This is a genomic window from Sulfurimonas sp. RIFOXYD2_FULL_34_21 (assembly GCF_001830805.1).
Taxonomy (GTDB): Bacteria; Campylobacterota; Campylobacteria; order Campylobacterales; family Sulfurimonadaceae; genus Sulfurimonas.
This window is the reverse complement of record NZ_MICH01000011.1, coordinates 152,196-170,055: the sequence shown is the minus strand read 5'-3', so window position 1 is coordinate 170,055 and position 17,860 is coordinate 152,196. Positions and strand designations below refer to the sequence as shown.

At 36.5% G+C, this 17,860-nt stretch carries 14 protein-coding genes; 11 read left to right on the top strand and 3 right to left on the bottom strand.

The window, feature by feature from the left end; translation table 11 throughout:
* The first annotated feature begins 69 nt into the window (after nt 1–69).
* Entirely contained in the window at nt 70–1,074 is a 1,005-nt protein-coding gene (locus tag A2530_RS08435; RefSeq protein WP_294883178.1) for a hypothetical protein, read from the top strand.
* A 10-nt stretch (nt 1,075–1,084) separates the two neighbouring features.
* Here the strand turns inward: A2530_RS08435 and A2530_RS08430 are convergent, their stop codons facing one another.
* Nucleotides 1,085–3,883, bottom strand: coding sequence for an SUV3 C-terminal domain-containing protein (locus A2530_RS08430; protein WP_294883180.1), 2,799 nt, complete (start codon nt 3,881–3,883; stop codon nt 1,085–1,087).
* Nucleotides 3,884–4,031: 148 nt separating this feature from the next.
* On the opposite strand from A2530_RS08430, the gene A2530_RS08425 reads away from it, so the two are divergent.
* Nucleotides 4,032–4,865, top strand: a complete 834-nt coding sequence (locus A2530_RS08425) for an ATP-binding protein (RefSeq protein WP_294883182.1) — start codon at nt 4,032–4,034, stop codon at nt 4,863–4,865.
* Here A2530_RS08425 and A2530_RS08420 read toward each other — a convergent pair.
* Nucleotides 4,862–5,158, bottom strand: coding sequence for an STAS-like domain-containing protein (locus A2530_RS08420; protein WP_294883184.1), 297 nt, complete (start codon nt 5,156–5,158; stop codon nt 4,862–4,864). The genes A2530_RS08425 and A2530_RS08420 overlap by 4 nt on opposite strands.
* A 395-nt stretch (nt 5,159–5,553) precedes the next feature.
* Between A2530_RS08420 and A2530_RS08415 the strand changes: the two genes are divergently transcribed.
* Nucleotides 5,554–5,688 carry a hypothetical protein gene (locus A2530_RS08415; RefSeq protein WP_294883187.1) on the top strand — a complete coding sequence of 45 codons (135 nt, stop codon included), beginning with the start codon at nt 5,554–5,556 and terminating at the stop codon, nt 5,686–5,688.
* A gap of 43 nt (nt 5,689–5,731) precedes the next feature.
* Here the strand turns inward: A2530_RS08415 and A2530_RS08410 are convergent, their stop codons facing one another.
* Nucleotides 5,732–6,595: a hypothetical protein gene (locus tag A2530_RS08410; RefSeq protein WP_294883189.1), complete on the bottom strand. Its 864-nt coding sequence runs from the start codon at nt 6,593–6,595 to the stop codon at nt 5,732–5,734.
* Between the two features lie 145 nt (nt 6,596–6,740).
* On the opposite strand from A2530_RS08410, the gene pta reads away from it, so the two are divergent.
* The 8 genes from pta to A2530_RS08370 all read left to right on the top strand — a co-directional run bounded on the left by pta (nt 6,741) and on the right by A2530_RS08370 (nt 17,851).
* A complete protein-coding gene (pta, locus tag A2530_RS08405; protein WP_294883191.1) occupies nt 6,741–8,822 on the top strand; it encodes a phosphate acetyltransferase in 2,082 nt (693 codons plus the stop codon).
* The gene (locus A2530_RS08400) at nt 8,822–9,988 is read left to right on the top strand and encodes an acetate/propionate family kinase (RefSeq protein WP_294883193.1); all 1,167 of its coding nucleotides are present in this window, start codon (nt 8,822–8,824) and stop codon (nt 9,986–9,988) included. The genes pta and A2530_RS08400 overlap by 1 nt, the downstream gene beginning before the upstream one ends.
* 49 nt (nt 9,989–10,037) lie before the next feature.
* Nucleotides 10,038–12,416: a pyruvate, water dikinase gene (gene ppsA / locus A2530_RS08395; RefSeq protein ID WP_294883195.1), complete on the top strand. Its 2,379-nt coding sequence runs from the start codon at nt 10,038–10,040 to the stop codon at nt 12,414–12,416.
* Nucleotides 12,417–12,437: 21 nt separating this feature from the next.
* On the top strand, nt 12,438–12,704 hold the full coding sequence (locus A2530_RS08390; protein WP_294883198.1) for a hypothetical protein: 267 nt from the start codon (nt 12,438–12,440) through the stop codon (nt 12,702–12,704).
* A 135-nt stretch (nt 12,705–12,839) separates the two neighbouring features.
* Nucleotides 12,840–14,117 carry a hypothetical protein gene (locus tag A2530_RS08385; protein WP_294883200.1) on the top strand — a complete coding sequence of 426 codons (1,278 nt, stop codon included), beginning with the start codon at nt 12,840–12,842 and terminating at the stop codon, nt 14,115–14,117.
* A gap of 108 nt (nt 14,118–14,225) precedes the next feature.
* A complete protein-coding gene (locus tag A2530_RS08380) occupies nt 14,226–15,104 on the top strand; it encodes a zinc ABC transporter substrate-binding protein (RefSeq protein WP_294883202.1) in 879 nt (292 codons plus the stop codon).
* Nucleotides 15,101–15,844 carry a metal ABC transporter permease gene (locus tag A2530_RS08375; RefSeq protein ID WP_294883204.1) on the top strand — a complete coding sequence of 248 codons (744 nt, stop codon included), beginning with the start codon at nt 15,101–15,103 and terminating at the stop codon, nt 15,842–15,844. The genes A2530_RS08380 and A2530_RS08375 overlap by 4 nt, the downstream gene beginning before the upstream one ends.
* A gap of 84 nt (nt 15,845–15,928) precedes the next feature.
* Nucleotides 15,929–17,851, top strand: a complete 1,923-nt coding sequence (locus A2530_RS08370; RefSeq protein ID WP_294883207.1) for a DUF1538 domain-containing protein — start codon at nt 15,929–15,931, stop codon at nt 17,849–17,851.
* The last annotated feature ends 9 nt before the right edge of the window (nt 17,852–17,860 follow it).

Genomic DNA, 17,860 nt, shown 5'->3' with positions numbered 1-17,860 from the left:
AACTAATAGCATATTTTTTCGGAACCGTTTTTGCTTGTTATTTATCATTGAAACTACAAAGGAGCATTTATGGAAACTTCTACTGCTTATCAAAGCTACTTAAGCGTAATGCAAAACTACCAAACAACTCAAGGGCGTAAGGATTATCAAGCTCCTTTTGCCGAGAGCTTTGAGTTAATTTATGCAAAAGCCGAGGAGCAGGATATAAATCTATCAAACGCCAAAAACTTTTTGGAGTCACTTTCTCAGAGTGAACTAAGAACACTTCAAAAATATTCAGGTCTTGCAGATTCTATCAACGTAAATTCGCTCTCTGCCGAAGGTGCATACAATCTGCTGATGCACGACAATGAGCAGTATGATTTTAACGACAACGGCACTGCGGAAGTGGGAATCGGCAAACACTTTTTAGCCGTACCTAAAAATATGCCAGCAGACGTTCAAGAAGCGTATGTTTCCGCCGTGAACTCTCTTAGCGATAAAGACAAGCTTATGGCTATGACGCTGACATTTGATTCTGCACATCTTGACGCGGTTATAAACAACAAGCCTTATACCCCTACAAATATGGACTACGATTACTTGAAGAGCAGAGTCGATAACATGTTAAATCCAAAAAACGGAGGATATACATCTGTTGAAGCAAAAGAGAGCATAACTGCATTTTGGAACGCTTTTGATGCCGCTTATACGGGAGACAAAACTCAAAGTTCAAATAAGTCTGATGAAGAAAATAGCAGCGTTGCAAAATTTTTAGAAGATTTGCTTACAAAAGGAGCCGCAAAATTTTTGTCCGACATGAACCAAGAGAAAATAGACAAAATGCTAGAGGAGTACAAACAAAAGCTAATAGAAGAGATGGGCGATTCTCCTGAGGCTATGGAAAAAATCGCAAAAATGTTAGAGGATTTCAAGAAAAAGCTAATAGAAGATATGAAAGAGAAGATGGAAGATGAGCTAAAAAACAGTAAAAATGTCAGCTCGGTAAAAATCGACACTTTTATAATGACTATGCTAAACAATACAAAAAATGAGAAAAACTCTTCACCGCTTAAAGAGTTGCTAAAAACATAAGCAACTCTAACTACTGTTTTCTATACCCGCCTTTTCTGATACCGCGTCCCGCATAATTCTTTTTAAAACAAGACTGGCAAATACCGTAGGGCGAGTTTGTCGGCAGAGGTGCGGAACACATTCTGCATCTTGTAGCTAGCTGACTTTGTTGAAGCGAATTCTCTATAAACTTATTTAAAACTCCTCTTGAAGCCCTTGCTCTGTTTGCATCGATAAAATAGTCGCTAAATCTGTAACTAAGCCACAAATAGAGCGAAATCTCTTTTACCATATCCTCCGCACGCAGAAGCTCGTCGGTAGTCTGCGCATAGCTTCCATGTAGCGGCGGAGTCATGTATGGAATTGGCATCTTTTTTTCTAGTGCCGATAGATAACTCTCATAAGCCGCAACAATATATGGCGATTTTAGCGTAAGCGGTGCACATGCGAGATGATATTTAGTAGCAATATCCAAATCATATTGGTCAACCAACAAAGAAGCTTCTAACATGTCCTCAAGATTTGTTGCCACAAAAGGACCGTCAAACTCCATATTTTTAACAAAAAACTTTAAAATCTCATGCAGTGACTTCTCTTCAAGAATATTACCGACAAGCTTTATATGGTCAAGATTTGCCATTACTTTAAACGGCATAGTTATTGTTTTTGCTTCTTTATGAAAATTCTTTTTTACTATCTTTAAAACATCGCCGCTCAAAGCTCCGACATATCCTTTTTCATGAAGCCCGTATCTTCCGGCACGTCCTGAAATCTGATGAACTTCGCTAGGCAGAAGTTCTCTATCGTTTACTCCGTCAAACTTCTCTGCTTTTGAAAACAGTATAGTTTTTATTGGAAGATTCATCCCCATTGCGATAGCGTCCGTTGCTATTAAAAGCTGCGTCTCTCCCACACGAAACCGTCTAGCCTCTTCTCGCCTGACTTCGGGAGAGAGATTTCCGTAAACAACGCTGATACTGAAGTATTTTGAAAAATTCTGCTTTAGTTTTAGGACATCTTTTCTGCTAAAAGCGATTATCGCCGTACTCTCCTCTACATCTTTTTCATGTACGGGAGATTCCAGAAGCGTTAGCGGATTTTTCCTCTCAAACTCGATTATCTCAAGCTCTTCGCCGAGATACTTTGCAAGTGCAACTATCGCCTCTTTTGAGTTTGGCGAACCCGTCATTACAATCTCTTTTGCAGGTGCGCCGATTATAGCATTTGCCCATGCCCAACCGCGGTCGCGGTCGTCTATCATCTGTACCTCATCTATAACACAGACATCGACATCCACGTCAAAATTTACCATCTCGATAGTCGAGCTTATGTGCGTTGCATCCTCGTCTAGTATCTGCTCTTCGCCCGTTATCAAAGATGCGTCAATACCGCTTTCTCGTAAATCTTCATACCCTTCCAAAGCCAAAAGTCTAAGCGGTGCTAAATAGTAACCCGTGTCGGCAGTTTTTAGTTTTTGCATAGCCTGATATGTTTTACCGCTGTTTGTAGGTCCTATGTGAAGAGTGAGCTTTCTTCTCATGTCACGTGCAAGAGGAAAAAGGTTTTTAAAGTCTCTAATAGTACCTGCTAGAAGCTCATATCTCTGCTTTTTGGCTATCTCGTCATGAATACTGTGAACAAACCGCTTGACGCACTTTCTTGCAACTTTTGCAGATATATGCAGTGATGTCGGCAAAAGTTCAAATAACACTCCGTAAACCTTTAGGTACAACGCCTCGTCACTTAAATGAAGCAGTGTTGCATACGAGCCGCACTCATCTACAAGCAGTTTCAAGTCGAGTAAAAACTGCTCTTCATGCTCTTTTTTTGATTCAGTTATAACTTCGCTAAAATCAAGCTCGTTAGCCTTCCATATATCATGTAACAGCGAGTTAAGCTCTACATGTAACTCCAGTGTATAGTTTTGGGTTCTGTTTATATAGGGAAACTCAAACTTCTCTTCCAAGCTTATTACAAGCTCCTCCTCGTGAAGCTCGATTTCAACATCTTTAAGTACGCTCTTTACAATCCTGCTTATAACTTCCTCTTTGATAAAAGGGTATAAAACCTTTGTCTTTGGCGGCGAAGCACGGAGTGCATTTACAATCTCTTTTTGGGTTAAGTAAGGATGAGGGTCTGTCAAATCTTTTATAAACTTCTCTATCTCTTTTTGTTTTTTTGCTACGACTCTCTCTTTTTCTTCGTATATCTCTTTTATAAGCGTCTCTTCATCGCTGTTTTGAAGATAGTCATACTCATATATTTTTGTATTTAGCGTTAGTATCTTGTGAAAACTCTGTCCGTAAAGAACATAGTGAAGCGATGCGTTAAACTCCAAAGAGTCGTCTATGTCAAAGATTCCCTCAACTCTCTTTTGAATACGCTCTTTTTTTAGAGCATAGCGAATATGGTTGAGTTTGGACTCCATCTTCTCAATGGTAATTTTTTTACTTCTAACGTCTGCGAATGCTTTATGAAGCAGCGTCGCTTCTTCATGGCTTACATGTAACTCGTCGATAAGAGTATTTATCTTATCTTCTCTGTCTAAATTCGGCTCTTTTGGAGTCGTTGACTTATATATCTTGCCCTCATTTGCAAAAAAGTGCAGTATATCTGAGCGAAATCCGCTATCCGCCTCACTCCACAACATTCTTGCCATCTTTATAAGCATATCTCTACTCTGGTCGATATCGTATATGCCAAGCGTCGTAAAAAGCTCACTAAGTGTCTGAGAGCTTACTCTCTCGATGCCGACGTCAAACGGGTCGTCATCAAAATATTTTCTAATTTTTTGGTTTATTTTGCTATTTTTTTTGTTTTTCTTTGCCATGCAAAATTGTAGCTAAATATGATTTACATATCTGTATTTTAATTTGCACTGATTTTAGCTAAAATAGTTGTTTTCAATATAAACAAAATATAATATAATTCAAAAATATAAGTTTACTATTGTTTTAAACACTAAGGAGAATTTATAAATGAAAAATATATACATGTCAAATATTGAAGATTATCTCTACATGTTTAATTCTAAAAATGATAATTTTAGTGCTATTAACTGGGTGGAGCCTATTTTTATCACAATGATTAGAGCTTATCAGAATGATGAACAAATCAATATTTTTACAGACTCAGACTATTTAAAAAATATGATTGAAAAAGATTACAAGTTTAATAAAACATACAGCCCTATTGAAAAAGTACAAAATAGAAACGGTCTTGACAAAATATCAACCCACTTGACAGAAATAATGCTTAAAAACTTTACTGAACTGTCCCCTGCCGATACAAGAGATTTAAAAAACTATCTGCAATATCTCTTTATAGAACTTATGAACAATGTGGCAGACCACGCTCACTCTAGCGTTGGCGGATACGTAATGGCTCAATACTATCCTAGAAATAAAAAAATACAATTTGCAGTAGCAGACAGAGGTATTGGTTTTCTCAGTAATTTAAAATTAAAATTTTATATAAACACTGAAGAAGAAGCAATTATTAAAGCTTTGGAAAAAGGAGTCACCGCAACCAAGCAAACAATGTATGGACATGAGAAAAACGCAGGTTTTGGCTTATATGCGATGTTTGAAATCTTAAAAATGACGGGAGGAAGATTTGTAATAATTTCAAATAACACTTTAATAAGATACCAAAATGACTCTTTCCAATCTAAAAAACTAGAGAATCCGTGGAATGGCGCTGTAGTAGCATTTGAATTTGACGAAGCAAACATAAACTATGATATGGATTACTTTAAAAGAAATTTTTTATGGAGTGAAATTATAAATGACGAAGATGAGGACTATTTTTAAGCAGACCTCTCTTTAGAGTATTTTATAACAAAATTTATAGTATCTTTTATACCTTGTGTTTCATTAACTAGTCTTACTTTACCTCTAATATACTCAATACCAAAAGCCCTAATAAAAATCCCAAAAAACTCATCTATAAAAGATTGTGTAACCTGCTCAATCCCTACAAAATCAAGTGTTACACTATTGCCTTTATCAAGCTCTTTTTTCATAAGCTTTCTTATAGTTTCTCCGGCACCTCTTGAGCCTACAAACTCAAAACCACCGGTTTCTTTTTTTATATTGATTACCATATGGTGCCTCCTTTTTAAAATACGAAAGTTTATCCAAACTTTTTAAATATCCATAAATCTAAAATAATTTTATTCTTCAGATTACTTACTTTAATATACTTTGTTACTTCCAAAACACAAGCCTTAAAAGCCTATTGTATCGCAAGTTCTCTTATTTTTTATATTTTGTTACTTCCATTTTACTGGATATACTACTTCCTTTTTTACACTTTATTTGAACTTATTTTAGCCGACATAGTTACTTTTAATTTATATGAAACTATAAAAAAACTTAAACCAAAACTTAAACAAAGTATCTACATGTAAATACATAAAAGAGTTAAAAGTTAAATCGGATAAAATTTCTCCGATTTAAAAATACTAGAGCGTAATTCGTTCTTACCAAAGGATATAACATGAAAAAAATGATTTTATTAATCGCATTGACATTAGGTGCTCTTCAAGCAGACAATATCGTAACTTACGACACAAACGCAGGTAACGATTCTCAAATTAGCAAACCTAACCACCCGAGTCAAGAACTTTACTAGTCTTGATTTTAACTTCATCCGTTTCATCGGATGAAGCTCTTCCCTATTTTTCTTTACTCTTTTTTGTCATATAAATCAGCACCGAAAGTGATATTATAAACGTTGATGTTCCTATCATCAGATAGAGTGCATTTATCATCTTGTCATAGTTTTCTATCGCAATTTTAAAGACTACCATAAGCGTCTCTATAGAGAGTGCAATGAGTATAGTTACCAAAAATTTAGTAAGTGTTTTTATCTCAATTTTGGAATCTTTTATATAACTTTTAAAATAAACTTCCTGCTCAAGTATTGTTTTTGACAAGTCAAATATAGCAAGTCCCAAAGTTGCGGCAATTATCGGTTTAAAGATGGTATCTATGCTTAGTTTTGATGCCAAAAAGTTTGAAAGAAAGTCGCTTCCCGCGTAAAATATTGCAACACCCGATAAAAACATCATAAAATAACCTGCAAACATATAAAAAGCTTTAACTACATTGCTGAAAATCTTATCTTTTTCTATGAGTCCTAGTCTCTCTAAGAGCATTTCAAGTCTTAAATCCATAAAGACGATATTTTGTCCCTCTTTTTTTGAAACTGTTATGCAAAGATTTGATGTTGCCGAACTTTGATAAGGCTGCGCAAAAGCAAAGTCGTTATCTTTTATCTCAAGTCTCTCAAGCAGATAAGTTCTGTCTTTATCCTTCTCGCTCTCATCTACTTTGTATTTATAAATATTTGCAGACGTCTGCTCTTTTGTAATGCTGTTTACCACATAAACTAGTTCCAAAGACGGAAAAGTATTAAAAAGTAGCTTAAAGTTATTTTCACTGTGATTACAAAGCGGTGCTAGATTTTCTATACTCTCCTCTATAAACACCTCTATTTTTTCTTTATGTTGGTTATAAATCTCTATATATTCTCTCATTAGAAACCTCCATTTTTTATCTTCTATTATTATATTACATTCTAGTCGTCGTTACTTTACATGTCATGATTAAATAAGTATCAATACAGCCGCTTTTAACAAAAAACATCATAATATTTAGCATATCACTTTTTTAGGCGGATTTATGAAAATAAAGTCACTATATATATCTGGTGAGAAGAGAAATGTAGGCACTCTTTTTGTATCTTTTGGGATGATGGAGATACTAAAAAGAAATATTCACAGAGTCGCTTTTTTTCGCCCGATAATTTTTTCAAAAGATGTTTACGATAAAGATATTGACTTTATTTTAAAAAGATATAACCTAGATATGAAGTATGAAGATACTTACGGTTTTGATATAGATTATGTCGAAAGTATGATTGCATCAAAACAGCTAGACGAGCTAATTAATCAACTCATAGAGAAGTTTAAAAAACTTGAAAAGAGTTATGATTTCATTCTTTGTCAGGGAATAAGACGCTCATTTTTAAACTCTACCATAGGGTATGATTTAAACATGACAATAGCTCAAAACTTCGGTTCAGCTATCATAAACATCATAAATGCAAAAGATTTATCCATACATGAGATTTATGAAAATATATTGATAGAGAGTGAAAACATACGCACTCATGACTGCAGCCATTTTGCAACATTTGTAAATAGGTTAGATGATGAAAAACATCTTCAACTCAAAGAAAAACTAAAAAACAACAACACTGCAACTTACCTTTTAAAAGAGGTAAAAGAGCTTGATATTCCTACCATTGAAGATGTTATGGATGCACTTCATGCAAAACCTATCCTCTTTTTGCAAAAGGACAACACAAGAGTAGTAAGAGGTTTCAAGATAGCTACGCAAAGTGTTGAAAATTTTTTAGAACAGCTGCAAGAAGATGATATGGTTGTAGTTTCGCCGGATAGATCAGACATAATTTTAGCAATTATTTCAACATTTTATTCAAAAGAGTATCCAAAAATAAGCGGCATTGTCCTTACATCGGATATGCAAATCCATCCAAATATACAAAAAATTATTTCAGGATTAAAAAACTACAATGTACCTATTTTGTCTGTAAAAATCGATGCTTTTCAAACTGCAAAAAGCCTGCTTGACGTTTATTCAAGGCTCAGAGTAACAAGCGAGAGAAAAATTGCCCTTGCCCTTGGGCTATTTAACTCAAGCGCAGATATAAAAGCTATCGAAGCAAAAATAGAGACTCAAATGAGCGAAGTTATGACTCCGATGATGTTTGAATATAAACTTTTTGAAATGGCAAGACTCAACAAAAAAAGAGTTATCTTGCCTGAGGGAAGCGATGAGAGAATATTAAGAGCCGTTGAGATAATTCTGCGCCGTGACGCAGCGGATATCATAATTTTAGGCGATGAGGATGAGATACGAGAAAACATCCGAAAATTTGGACTTGACCTTAGCAAAGCACTCATAATAGACCATCTAAAATCAGAACTTTTAGAAGAGTTCACAAATACTTTTTACGAAATGAGAAAAGAAAAAGGACTCACGCTTCAAGGTGCAAAAGATGCAATGATACATGTAAACTATTTTGCGACTATGATGGTTTATACGGGTCATGCCGATGGTATGGTAAGCGGAGCCGTTCATGCAACGGCGGACACCATAAGACCTGCTCTGCAAATCATAAAAACGACACCTGACGTGCGCATAGTATCAAGTCTCTTTTTTATGTGTCTAAAAACTAAAGTTTTAGTTTACGGAGATTGCGCGCTAAATCAAGACCCAAATGCCGAAGAACTTGCCCAAATAGCTCTATCGTGTGCAAAAACTGCTCTTGCTTTTGGAATTGAGCCAAGAGTTGCAATGCTATCATACTCAACAGGCGAGAGCGGAAGCGGCAAAGATGTTGACAAAGTTAGAGAAGCTACAAAAATAGTAAAATCAATAAAGCCTGATTTAAACATAGAAGGACCTATTCAGTATGATGCGGCTATTGATAAAAAAGTAGCGTCCATAAAACTTCCAAACTCAAAAGTAGCAGGAGAAGCGAGTGTTTTTATATTTCCGGATTTAAACACGGGAAACAACACATACAAGGCAGTTCAACGCTCGACAAATGCCGTTGCGATAGGACCAATCTTACAAGGGTTAAAAAAACCCGTAAATGATTTAAGCCGCGGCTGTGGTGTAAGCGATATTGTAAATACTATTTTAATTACCGCAATTCAAGCAGGACAAAAATAGTGAAAATAGCTGTTATAAATTCAGGCAGTTCGTCTATAAAGTTTCAACTCTTTCTTATGCCAAGCGGCAAAGTTTTAGCACATGTTTTAGTTGAGAGGATAAATGAACAAAACTCGCAGGTAACATTTGAGTATGGAAATAACAAACATGTTATAACAGAAGTTATCGCAACACATTACGAAGGGTTGAAAAAGATAAATACTCTACTAAAAGAGTACGGCATTGTCAAGCATTTTTCATCACTTGATGCGATTGTTCACAGAGTCGTTCACGGCGGAGAATATTTTAAGCAGGCAACACTAATAGATGATGAAGTTATAAAAAAGATAAAAGAGCTTATCCCGCTTGCACCGCTTCACAACACGGCAAACTTAGAAGGTATTTTAATCAGCCGACAAAAAGCACCAAATGTGCCTCAAATCGCAGTTTTTGATACCGCATTTCATAGCACGTTGCCAAAAGAGGCTTACATGTACGCTCTGCCATATGAGCTTTATGAAAAACATAAAATAAGAAGATACGGTTTTCACGGAATTTCTCACTCATTTGTTATGAAAGAGTGTGCCAAAGAGATAGGCAAAAGTGCAGAAGAGTTAAACTTAATAACACTTCATCTAGGGGCAGGCTCTAGTGCATGTGCAATTAAAAACGGAAAAAGCATCGATACCTCTATGGGATTTACTCCGCTTGAAGGGCTTATGATGGGAAGCAGAAGCGGAGATATCGACCCTGCTATAACTCTTTATCTTCAAAGAGAACTTGGGCTTCGCGTGGATGAAGTTGATACTCTTTTGAACAAACATTCCGGTTTATTGGGAATATGCGGAGATATTGATTTAAGAGAGATAGAGATGAGAGATGATGAACTCTCAAAGATAGCGATAGAGATGATGACGCGAAGAGTCAAGAAATATATCGGCTCATATATTGCTCTGCTTGGCAGGGTTGATGCGATAGTTTTTACTGCAGGAATCGGAGAAAACTCTCCTACAATTAGAACAAAAATATTAGACAATTTAGAGGTTTTCGGGATTGAACTTGATAAAGCGAAAAATGCGTGCAACTCTACACTTATCTCAAAAAAATCAAGCAGAATAAAACTGTTTGTTATAAAAACAGATGAAGAGCTAGAGATGGCTAGCCAAAGCAAAAAGATACTCAAATAGTTATAGATTTATGATAATATATAGATAACTTACATGTAAAGGTTTAGTCGTGAGGTATATACGATTTTTTAATGAGCTTAACATAAATGACATTCCGAGTGTCGGCGGAAAAAATGCTTCGCTTGGAGAGATGTACCAAAAACTTACTCCAAAAGGTGTAAATATCCCAAACGGTTTTGCAACAACTAGCGATGCTTATTGGCTACTTTTAGAAGAAAACGGTATAAAAGAGAAAATAGCGTCTATTTTGGATGATTTGGATATAACCAACACAAATAATCTGCAAGAACGTGGGCTAAAGGTACGTAACCTTATCCTAAACTCACACCTTCCAAAAGCCCTTGTTGATGAGCTTACTCAGGCATATAAAATTCTCTCAAACGAGTATGATTCGCAAAATATCGACGTAGCGGTTCGCTCCTCTGGAACGGCGGAAGATTTGCCTGATGCCTCTTTTGCAGGACAACAAGAGACTTTTTTAAATGTCGGCACTGTTGAAGAGTTACTTGATACGGTACTTAAATGTTTTGCTTCACTCTTTACCGACCGTGCGATAAGCTATCGTACCAGTCGCAACTTTGAGCATTTTAAAGTTGCACTTTCCGTCGGTGTGCAAAAAATGGTACGAAGCGATATCTCTTCAAGCGGAATAATGTTTACGATAGATACCGAAAGCGGCTCAGAGAATCTCATACTCATAAACTCTATCTGGGGACTTGGCGAGAATGTAGTAAGCGGACGCGTAAATGCGGATGAGTTTTTTGTATTTAAACCTACTCTCAAAAGAGGGATAAATACTATTTTAAAACGCTCTTTGGGGAGCAAAAAAGAGAAGATGCTCTATGATGAAAAGTCGCGTACTCTAAATATAGCAACGACCTCACAGGAGCAAAACAGCTTTTCAATAAACGACGAGGAAGTTATAGAACTGGCAAAACAAGCGCTAATAATAGAAGAACATTACAAAAGACCTATGGATATAGAGTGGGCAAAAGACGGTTATGACGGTAATTTATATATAGTTCAAGCAAGACCTGAAACCGTAAAAAGCAGACAAAATCAAGATACGATAATAGAGCAGTACTATCTTGAAACGCCAAAAGATACAAAAGTTTTAACATCGGGACGCGCAGTAGGCGAAAAGATAGGCAGCGGAAAAGTGACTCTCATAAACGACACCTCTGAATTTGGTCGTTTTAGTGAGGGCGACATTTTAGTAGCAGATGCTACAAATCCCGACTGGGAGCCGATTATGAAAAAAGCTTCTGCAGTTATTACAAATCGCGGAAGCCGTACATGTCATGCGGCAATAGTTGCTCGTGAAATAGGTGTACCCGCAGTGGTTGGGTGCAGTGATGCTACGAAGGTTTTAAAAGATGGGCAAGTTGTTACAGTTAGCTGTGCTCAGGGAAATGAGGGATATATATATGAAGGCAAAATTGAGTACTTTGTAAAAACTCTGGATATGAGTAAATTAAAACCTACCAAAACAAAACTTTACGTAAACGTAGGCAATCCCGCAGAGGCTTTTAGGTTTGCAAAAATGCCAAATGACGGTGTAGGACTTGCTCGAATGGAGTTTATTATGAGTCACTCTATAAACGCGCATCCGATGGCACTTGTTGACATGTATAAAGGAAAAAGCGTAAAAGAGGAGAATAAAATCCTCTCGTTTATGACTACACAAACTGATGCCAAAGAGTTCTTTTTACAAAAAATAAGCGAAGGCGTAGGTACGATTGCAGCTGCTTTTTATCCTAAACCCGTGATAATCAGAACAAGTGATTTTAAAAGCAATGAATACCGAAATATGACAGGTGGGCTTGATTATGAGGCAGTTGAAGAAAATCCCATGATAGGCTTTAGAGGGGCTAGCCGCTACTATGACAAGAGCTACAAAGAGGCATTTGAGTGGGAGTGTGAAGCACTAAAGAGAGTTCGCGAGGAGATGGGACTCGAGAATATAAAAATAATGATTCCATTTGTACGCACACCTAGCGAGGGCAAAAAAGTAATAGAGATTATGAATACATGTGGATTGATTCAAGGCAAAAAAGGACTTGAAATTTATGCCATGTGCGAGATACCTGCAAATGTTATTTTAGCCGACAAATTTTTAGAGATATTTGACGGCTACTCAATCGGTTCAAACGACTTGACACAGCTTACTCTTGGAGTTGATAGAGACAGCGAAAAGATAGCTCACATTTTTGACGAAAGAAACGAAGCAGTAAAACGAATGTTAAAAATGGCGATAAAAGCGAGCAAAACAAAAGGCAAATATATAGGCATCTGCGGACAAGCACCATCCGACTATCCTGAGATAACTGAATTTTTAGTAGAAAATAAAATTGATTCAATCTCACTAAATCCCGATTCGCTTCTAAAAATGCATCAAGTAGTCACTGATTTGGAGGAGAAAAAATAAAAATATGATAAAATTGCGTCCATGAAATTAAATGTACTTCTATCGATACTCTTTGCTATTGTTACTAGCTTTGCGGCTGTTCATGAAGTAAAGCATATAACACATGACGACTCTTCGACATGTTTGGTATGTACGGTAAATAACAATTTAGTCTCTGCAGATGCTATAACTTTTGCGTCAGATGTTGAAGTCTTTCACTTTGAAAAAATCTCTCAAAACAATCCGGTTTCATACATACATGTAAGAACTTACTCAAATCAAAACCGCGCTCCTCCGAAAATATCCTAAAAAATAAACAATTATTACTATTGTCAAAACTATAAATTATACATGTAGGTATTTTTTTGATAAAGCCTCTTTTTAAAAGATGCAGTATCATCAAAAAAACAAAAATTATAAAAATAAATTTTAGGATAAAAAATTATGAAAAAAATATTACTCTCAAGCGCGCTATGTGCAACTTTGGTTTACGGCGATGCAGCAACTCTACTACCTGTTGAAAAAAGAACTTTCGATCAATCAAAATATATTCCGGATATTTCGGCTATTTTAGACTTTTCTTATGTAAATAACAGTGTAGGAGATGATGAGATAGGTCATTTGGAACTTCCGGGCGTTGTTCACGGTCTCTTGGGAGAACATACTCACGGGGATTCAAATCATGCGACATATAACTCAAAGCAGGGTTTTAACCTAAACTATGCAGAACTTGTACTATCTAGCAGCGTTGACCCGCTTTTTAATATGGATGCCGTATTTCATTTTAGCGAAAACGGCGTAGAGATAGAAGAGGCTTACTTTACGACTACCGCTCTTGGCAACGGACTAAGGGGTCGAGGCGGGAAGATTAACTCAAACTTCGGTTACTTAAATGCTCAACACCACCACTACTGGGATTTTGGGGACATGCCTCTTGTTTATGAAGCATTTTTAGGTATGCACGGTATTAATGAGCTTGGCGCTCAACTTCAATGGACGGCTCCGACACCTTTTTATCTTATGGCAGGTTTTGAGGTGCTTCAAGGGGAAAATGAACAAATGTTCGGCAATGCTACCGTGGGTGATGTTGAAAACCCAATAGCAAAAGGCACAAATGCACCTTCGCTTTATGTAGGCTATGTAAAATCATCGTTTGATATAGGCGATACTACGGTTTTTGGAGGTCTCTCTTATGCACAAGGGGATTCAAGGATAGATCACAGTGAAGATGAAACACCTCATGTATTTGGAGGAGAGAGTAAGCTTTACGGAGCTGACTTAGTTATTCTTCACGCTCTTGATTCATACAGCTCAATTAAATGGCAAAGTGAGTACTTAAGCAGGGATATGGATGGAATTCAGTATAACTTAGACCCTAGCGACACTACATCAGTGCTGTCAAATCCAAATATAAATAAAAAACAGAGCGGTCTATACTCTCAACTTGTATATACGCATGACAAAAACTGGAAAATGGGTATAAGGTATGATACAATCTTTAAAAATGATGTAACTTCAAACGGTGTAGATACTAATAAGCCTGATGATTTTAAAAAGTACTCTGCAATGATAGAGTATCACACAAGCGAATTTGCACGTTTTAGAGTTCAATACAATCGCAATGAAGCGATGTACAATGAAGACGGAAACAGAGTTGATGTAAACACTCTTATGCTTCAGGCAAATATAGCTATAGGCGCACATGCCGCTCATAGTTTTTAAAAAGTATAATTTAGTCATTACGAGCCAAACAAAGCAATCCACTATAGACTGCCACGGCTTTTTAAGCCTCGCAGTTACGATTGTCAATAGAAAAAATTGGAGTATATTTTGAAAAAAATATTATCACTTATAACACTTTTACCGCTAACACTCTTAGCCCATCTAAATATTGCTGTTAGTTACCCTTACATAGGTGCTTTAAGTAAAACAATAGGCGGCGATCACATAGAAACAACCGTTCTTGCAAAAGGTAATTGGGACCCGCATTTTATAATTCCGCGTCCCTCGTTAATAGCAAAAGTAAGAAATGCTGATGCTCTTATAATGAATGGGGGTCAGCTTGAAATAGGTTGGCTTCCTCCGCTTTTAAACCGCGCTTCAAATCCAAAAACTGCGCCGAATGCAAAAACATTTTTAAATCTCTCTCACCATGTAGAGCTTATAAATAAGCCATCAAGCGTTGATAGAAAAGACGGCGATATACATCCGGACGGAAATCCACACTTTCATCTAAATCCTCAGAATATTGCTCTTCTTGCAAAAACAATTAAAGAGTTTTTAATCTCAATCGATGGTGAACATAGTGATGTTTATGAGAAAAATTATGCAGAGTTTTTTGAGATGTGGAGTAAAAAGATGATTGAGTGGAATGAAAAAATGGCTGATAAAAAAGGTCTTAAAGTTATACAGTTTCATGATAATCTTGCATACTTTAATAATGCTTATGGACTTGTAAATATCGGCACTATAGAACCTCTTCCGGGAATTCCGCCATCTTCCAAACACACTATTGAGACTATTGAATTAATAGAAAAAGAGCACCCTTGTTGTATTTTACATGATGTCTATCACTCTACTAAAACGGCTGAATTTATATCCGATAAAACAGAAATAAAAGTTATTCTTATGCCTCATGATATAGAAGCACTAGAGGATATTAAAAACCTCGCCTCTCTTTTTGATTATCTTACAAGTACTATAAAATGATAGATATTTTACTTGTTCCCATAGCTCTTGTTATCATACTTGTTATGCTTCACTCATACTTCGGTATGGAAATACTAAAACGCGGAATTATCTTTACGGATTTGGCTATTGCTCAGTTTGCGGCACTCGGTTCTTCTGTTAGTCTTGGCTACTTCCATGAAGAACACTTCTATATATTAACTCTTAGTTTTGCTCTTTTAAGTGCCTTTCTAATTGCTTTTGCATCTACTAGAAAGCTTCATTTAGAGGCTTTTATAGGGATACTTTACGTACTCGGTGCTAGTGGGATTATGATGGTGTTATCCCACTCTGCCGAAGGGATGGAGCATTTTAAATCACTGCTTGCTAGCGATATACTTTTTACACCCCCTAATGAAGTTTTTAAAAGTGCGATTATCTACTCTTTTATAGCTTTGGCTCTTTACTTTTTATACCCTAAACTTAGAGGATTTTTTAAAGAGCTTCTCTTTTTCTCGCTTCTTGCCATAACCGTTACCTCATCAGTCTCACTTGCAGGTGTCTTTGTAGTCTTTGTGCTTTTAATAGCACCGCCGTTTGTAGCTCTGTCTTTAAACTTTAAAAAACCTTTACTAGGGAGTTTCTTTTTTGGATGGTTTTTTAGCATAAGTGCAATTGTAATATCATACTATTATGATTTGCCGACCGGATATAGCATAGTCTTTTTAGGAGCTTTTTTAACAGCCATTTTGGTTTTAATAACATCAAAAAGAGAAACTTAAAAAAATATAAGTTATAAATCTATACTCTTAATTTAAGCTTAGTGTCTGTAAAATCCGAACTATTAAATATCGGAGTTGTTATTCATGCTAAACCTAACATCATTTATAAAGCTTTTAAAAGAGTCATTTAGAGATTTACTTCCTATTATTCTTGTGATAATGTTTTTCCAATTAGTTATCATTCAAAGCGTACCTGATAACTGGTTTAGTACAACCATAGGTTTAGCAATTGTAGGCGTTGGTCTTGCTGTTTTTCTTTTAGGTCTTGAAGTTGGAATCTTTCCCGTCGGAGAAGGTCTTGCAGGTGAATTTGCCCATAAAGGCTCTACTATATGGATACTAATCTTTGCTTTTATGATTGGTTTTGGTACAACAGTAGCCGAACCTGCGCTTGTTGTTATCGCAGATAAATCAGCCGCTATTAGCTGCGGAAGAATTGATGCTACGGTTCTTAGAATGGTTGTTGCATTTTCTGTCGGATTTGCGATAGTTTTAGGTGTTTGGAGGATTATAAAAGGTCATCCTATCCACTACTATATTATTGCCGGATATATTATGGTTGTAGCAGCTACTGCATTTGCACCAAAAGAGATAGTCGGTCTTGCTTATGACTTAGGGGGTGTTACGACTTCAACAGTAACAGTTCCTTTGGTTGCTGCGCTTGGTATAGGCTTAGCCTCTACGATTAAAGGACGGAATCCCGTACTGGATGGTTTTGGTCTAATTGCATTTGCCTCACTTACTCCTATGATTTTTGTACAATTTTATGGGATATATGTTTATCAGTTCGTTGAAGCCGCACAAACTATACTTCCAGTGGCTGAAGCATGTACGACACCGGCATCATTTAACTTTGACATCTTAAGCATATTAAAGGGCTTTTTAAGTGTCATAGGGGATGTTGCACCTATTCTTTTAGTTATTCTATTTTTTCAATATATTATTTTGAAAAAGCCGATTGAGAACTTAAAAGATGTTCTTATAGGTTTTGGACTAGTAATCATCGGTCTTGATGCATTTATAATCGGCTTGGAGATGGGACTTTTCTCACTCGGTGAGACTATGGCACTTGAACTTACTCAAAACGATAGCAATGTTATAATCTACTCATTTGCATTTGCTATCGGTTTTTCAACCACAATGGCAGAACCATCACTTACTGCAATTGCAAAAAAAGCAAAAGAAATTAGTGACGGCAAGATAAACGATTTTGTACTGCGTCTATTTGTTGCTCTTGGAGTAGCTGTCGGTATATCTCTTGGAGCATTTCGTATTGTAAACGGCGGTGAAATTGTTTACTATATTATTGCGGGTTATATGTTTGTTATTGTTCTTACATTTATAGCGCCAAAATATATTATTCCTATTGCCTATGACAGCGGCGGAGTTACTACATCAACCGTAACCGTTCCGCTAGTAGCTGCTCTTGGTCTTGGTCTTGCGACAAATATTGCTGGACGTGATCCTCTTATAGACGGATTCGGTCTTATAGCTTTTGCCTCTTTGTTTCCTATGCTAACGGTAATGTCATACGGTGTAATTACGGAAAAAATGGGTATTAAAGGAGAGCAAGAACTTGAAGAGTTGCACCTTGAAGAGCTTCGTCACGCTCTTGAAGATGCAAACAATATGGGTCTCTCAACCGTTAATGTACAAGGTACTACTAAACGTCACTCATACAAAATGGCATTTTCTGCCGTACATGTAATAGTCCCTCACGAACAAGAAGAACAAGCACTGATAGCTGCAAAAGATGCAGGAGCCAGGGGTGTTACTATTATGCCTGCACACGGTATGGGTCTAGCTAAAATAGACAATTTTTATGCTCGTCTTCAAAATGATTCAACAGACTCAAATCTTATGTTTATAACTCCGAGCAAAAATGTAGATAAAATTATTCACGCAATAATGCATGAGTTGGATATTACCGGAGAGGGAGCCGGCATAGCGTACTCGTATCCGATATCGCATTTAAAAGGCTTGACTCTAAAAATGAGTGATTTATAAAAAAGTCTT

Coding starts and splice junctions, on each gene's coding strand:
- A2530_RS08435 (WP_294883178.1), top strand. CDS start 70: ATGGAAACTTCTACTGCTTATCAAAGCTACTTAAGCGTAATGCAAAAC.
- A2530_RS08430 (WP_294883180.1), bottom strand. CDS start 3,883: ATGGCAAAGAAAAACAAAAAAAATAGCAAAATAAACCAAAAAATTAGA.
- A2530_RS08425 (WP_294883182.1), top strand. CDS start 4,032: ATGAAAAATATATACATGTCAAATATTGAAGATTATCTCTACATGTTT.
- A2530_RS08420 (WP_294883184.1), bottom strand. CDS start 5,158: ATGGTAATCAATATAAAAAAAGAAACCGGTGGTTTTGAGTTTGTAGGC.
- A2530_RS08415 (WP_294883187.1), top strand. CDS start 5,554: ATGAAAAAAATGATTTTATTAATCGCATTGACATTAGGTGCTCTTCAA.
- A2530_RS08410 (WP_294883189.1), bottom strand. CDS start 6,595: ATGAGAGAATATATAGAGATTTATAACCAACATAAAGAAAAAATAGAG.
- pta (WP_294883191.1), top strand. CDS start 6,741: ATGAAAATAAAGTCACTATATATATCTGGTGAGAAGAGAAATGTAGGC.
- A2530_RS08390 (WP_294883198.1), top strand. CDS start 12,438: ATGAAATTAAATGTACTTCTATCGATACTCTTTGCTATTGTTACTAGC.
- A2530_RS08385 (WP_294883200.1), top strand. CDS start 12,840: ATGAAAAAAATATTACTCTCAAGCGCGCTATGTGCAACTTTGGTTTAC.
- A2530_RS08375 (WP_294883204.1), top strand. CDS start 15,101: ATGATAGATATTTTACTTGTTCCCATAGCTCTTGTTATCATACTTGTT.
- A2530_RS08370 (WP_294883207.1), top strand. CDS start 15,929: ATGCTAAACCTAACATCATTTATAAAGCTTTTAAAAGAGTCATTTAGA.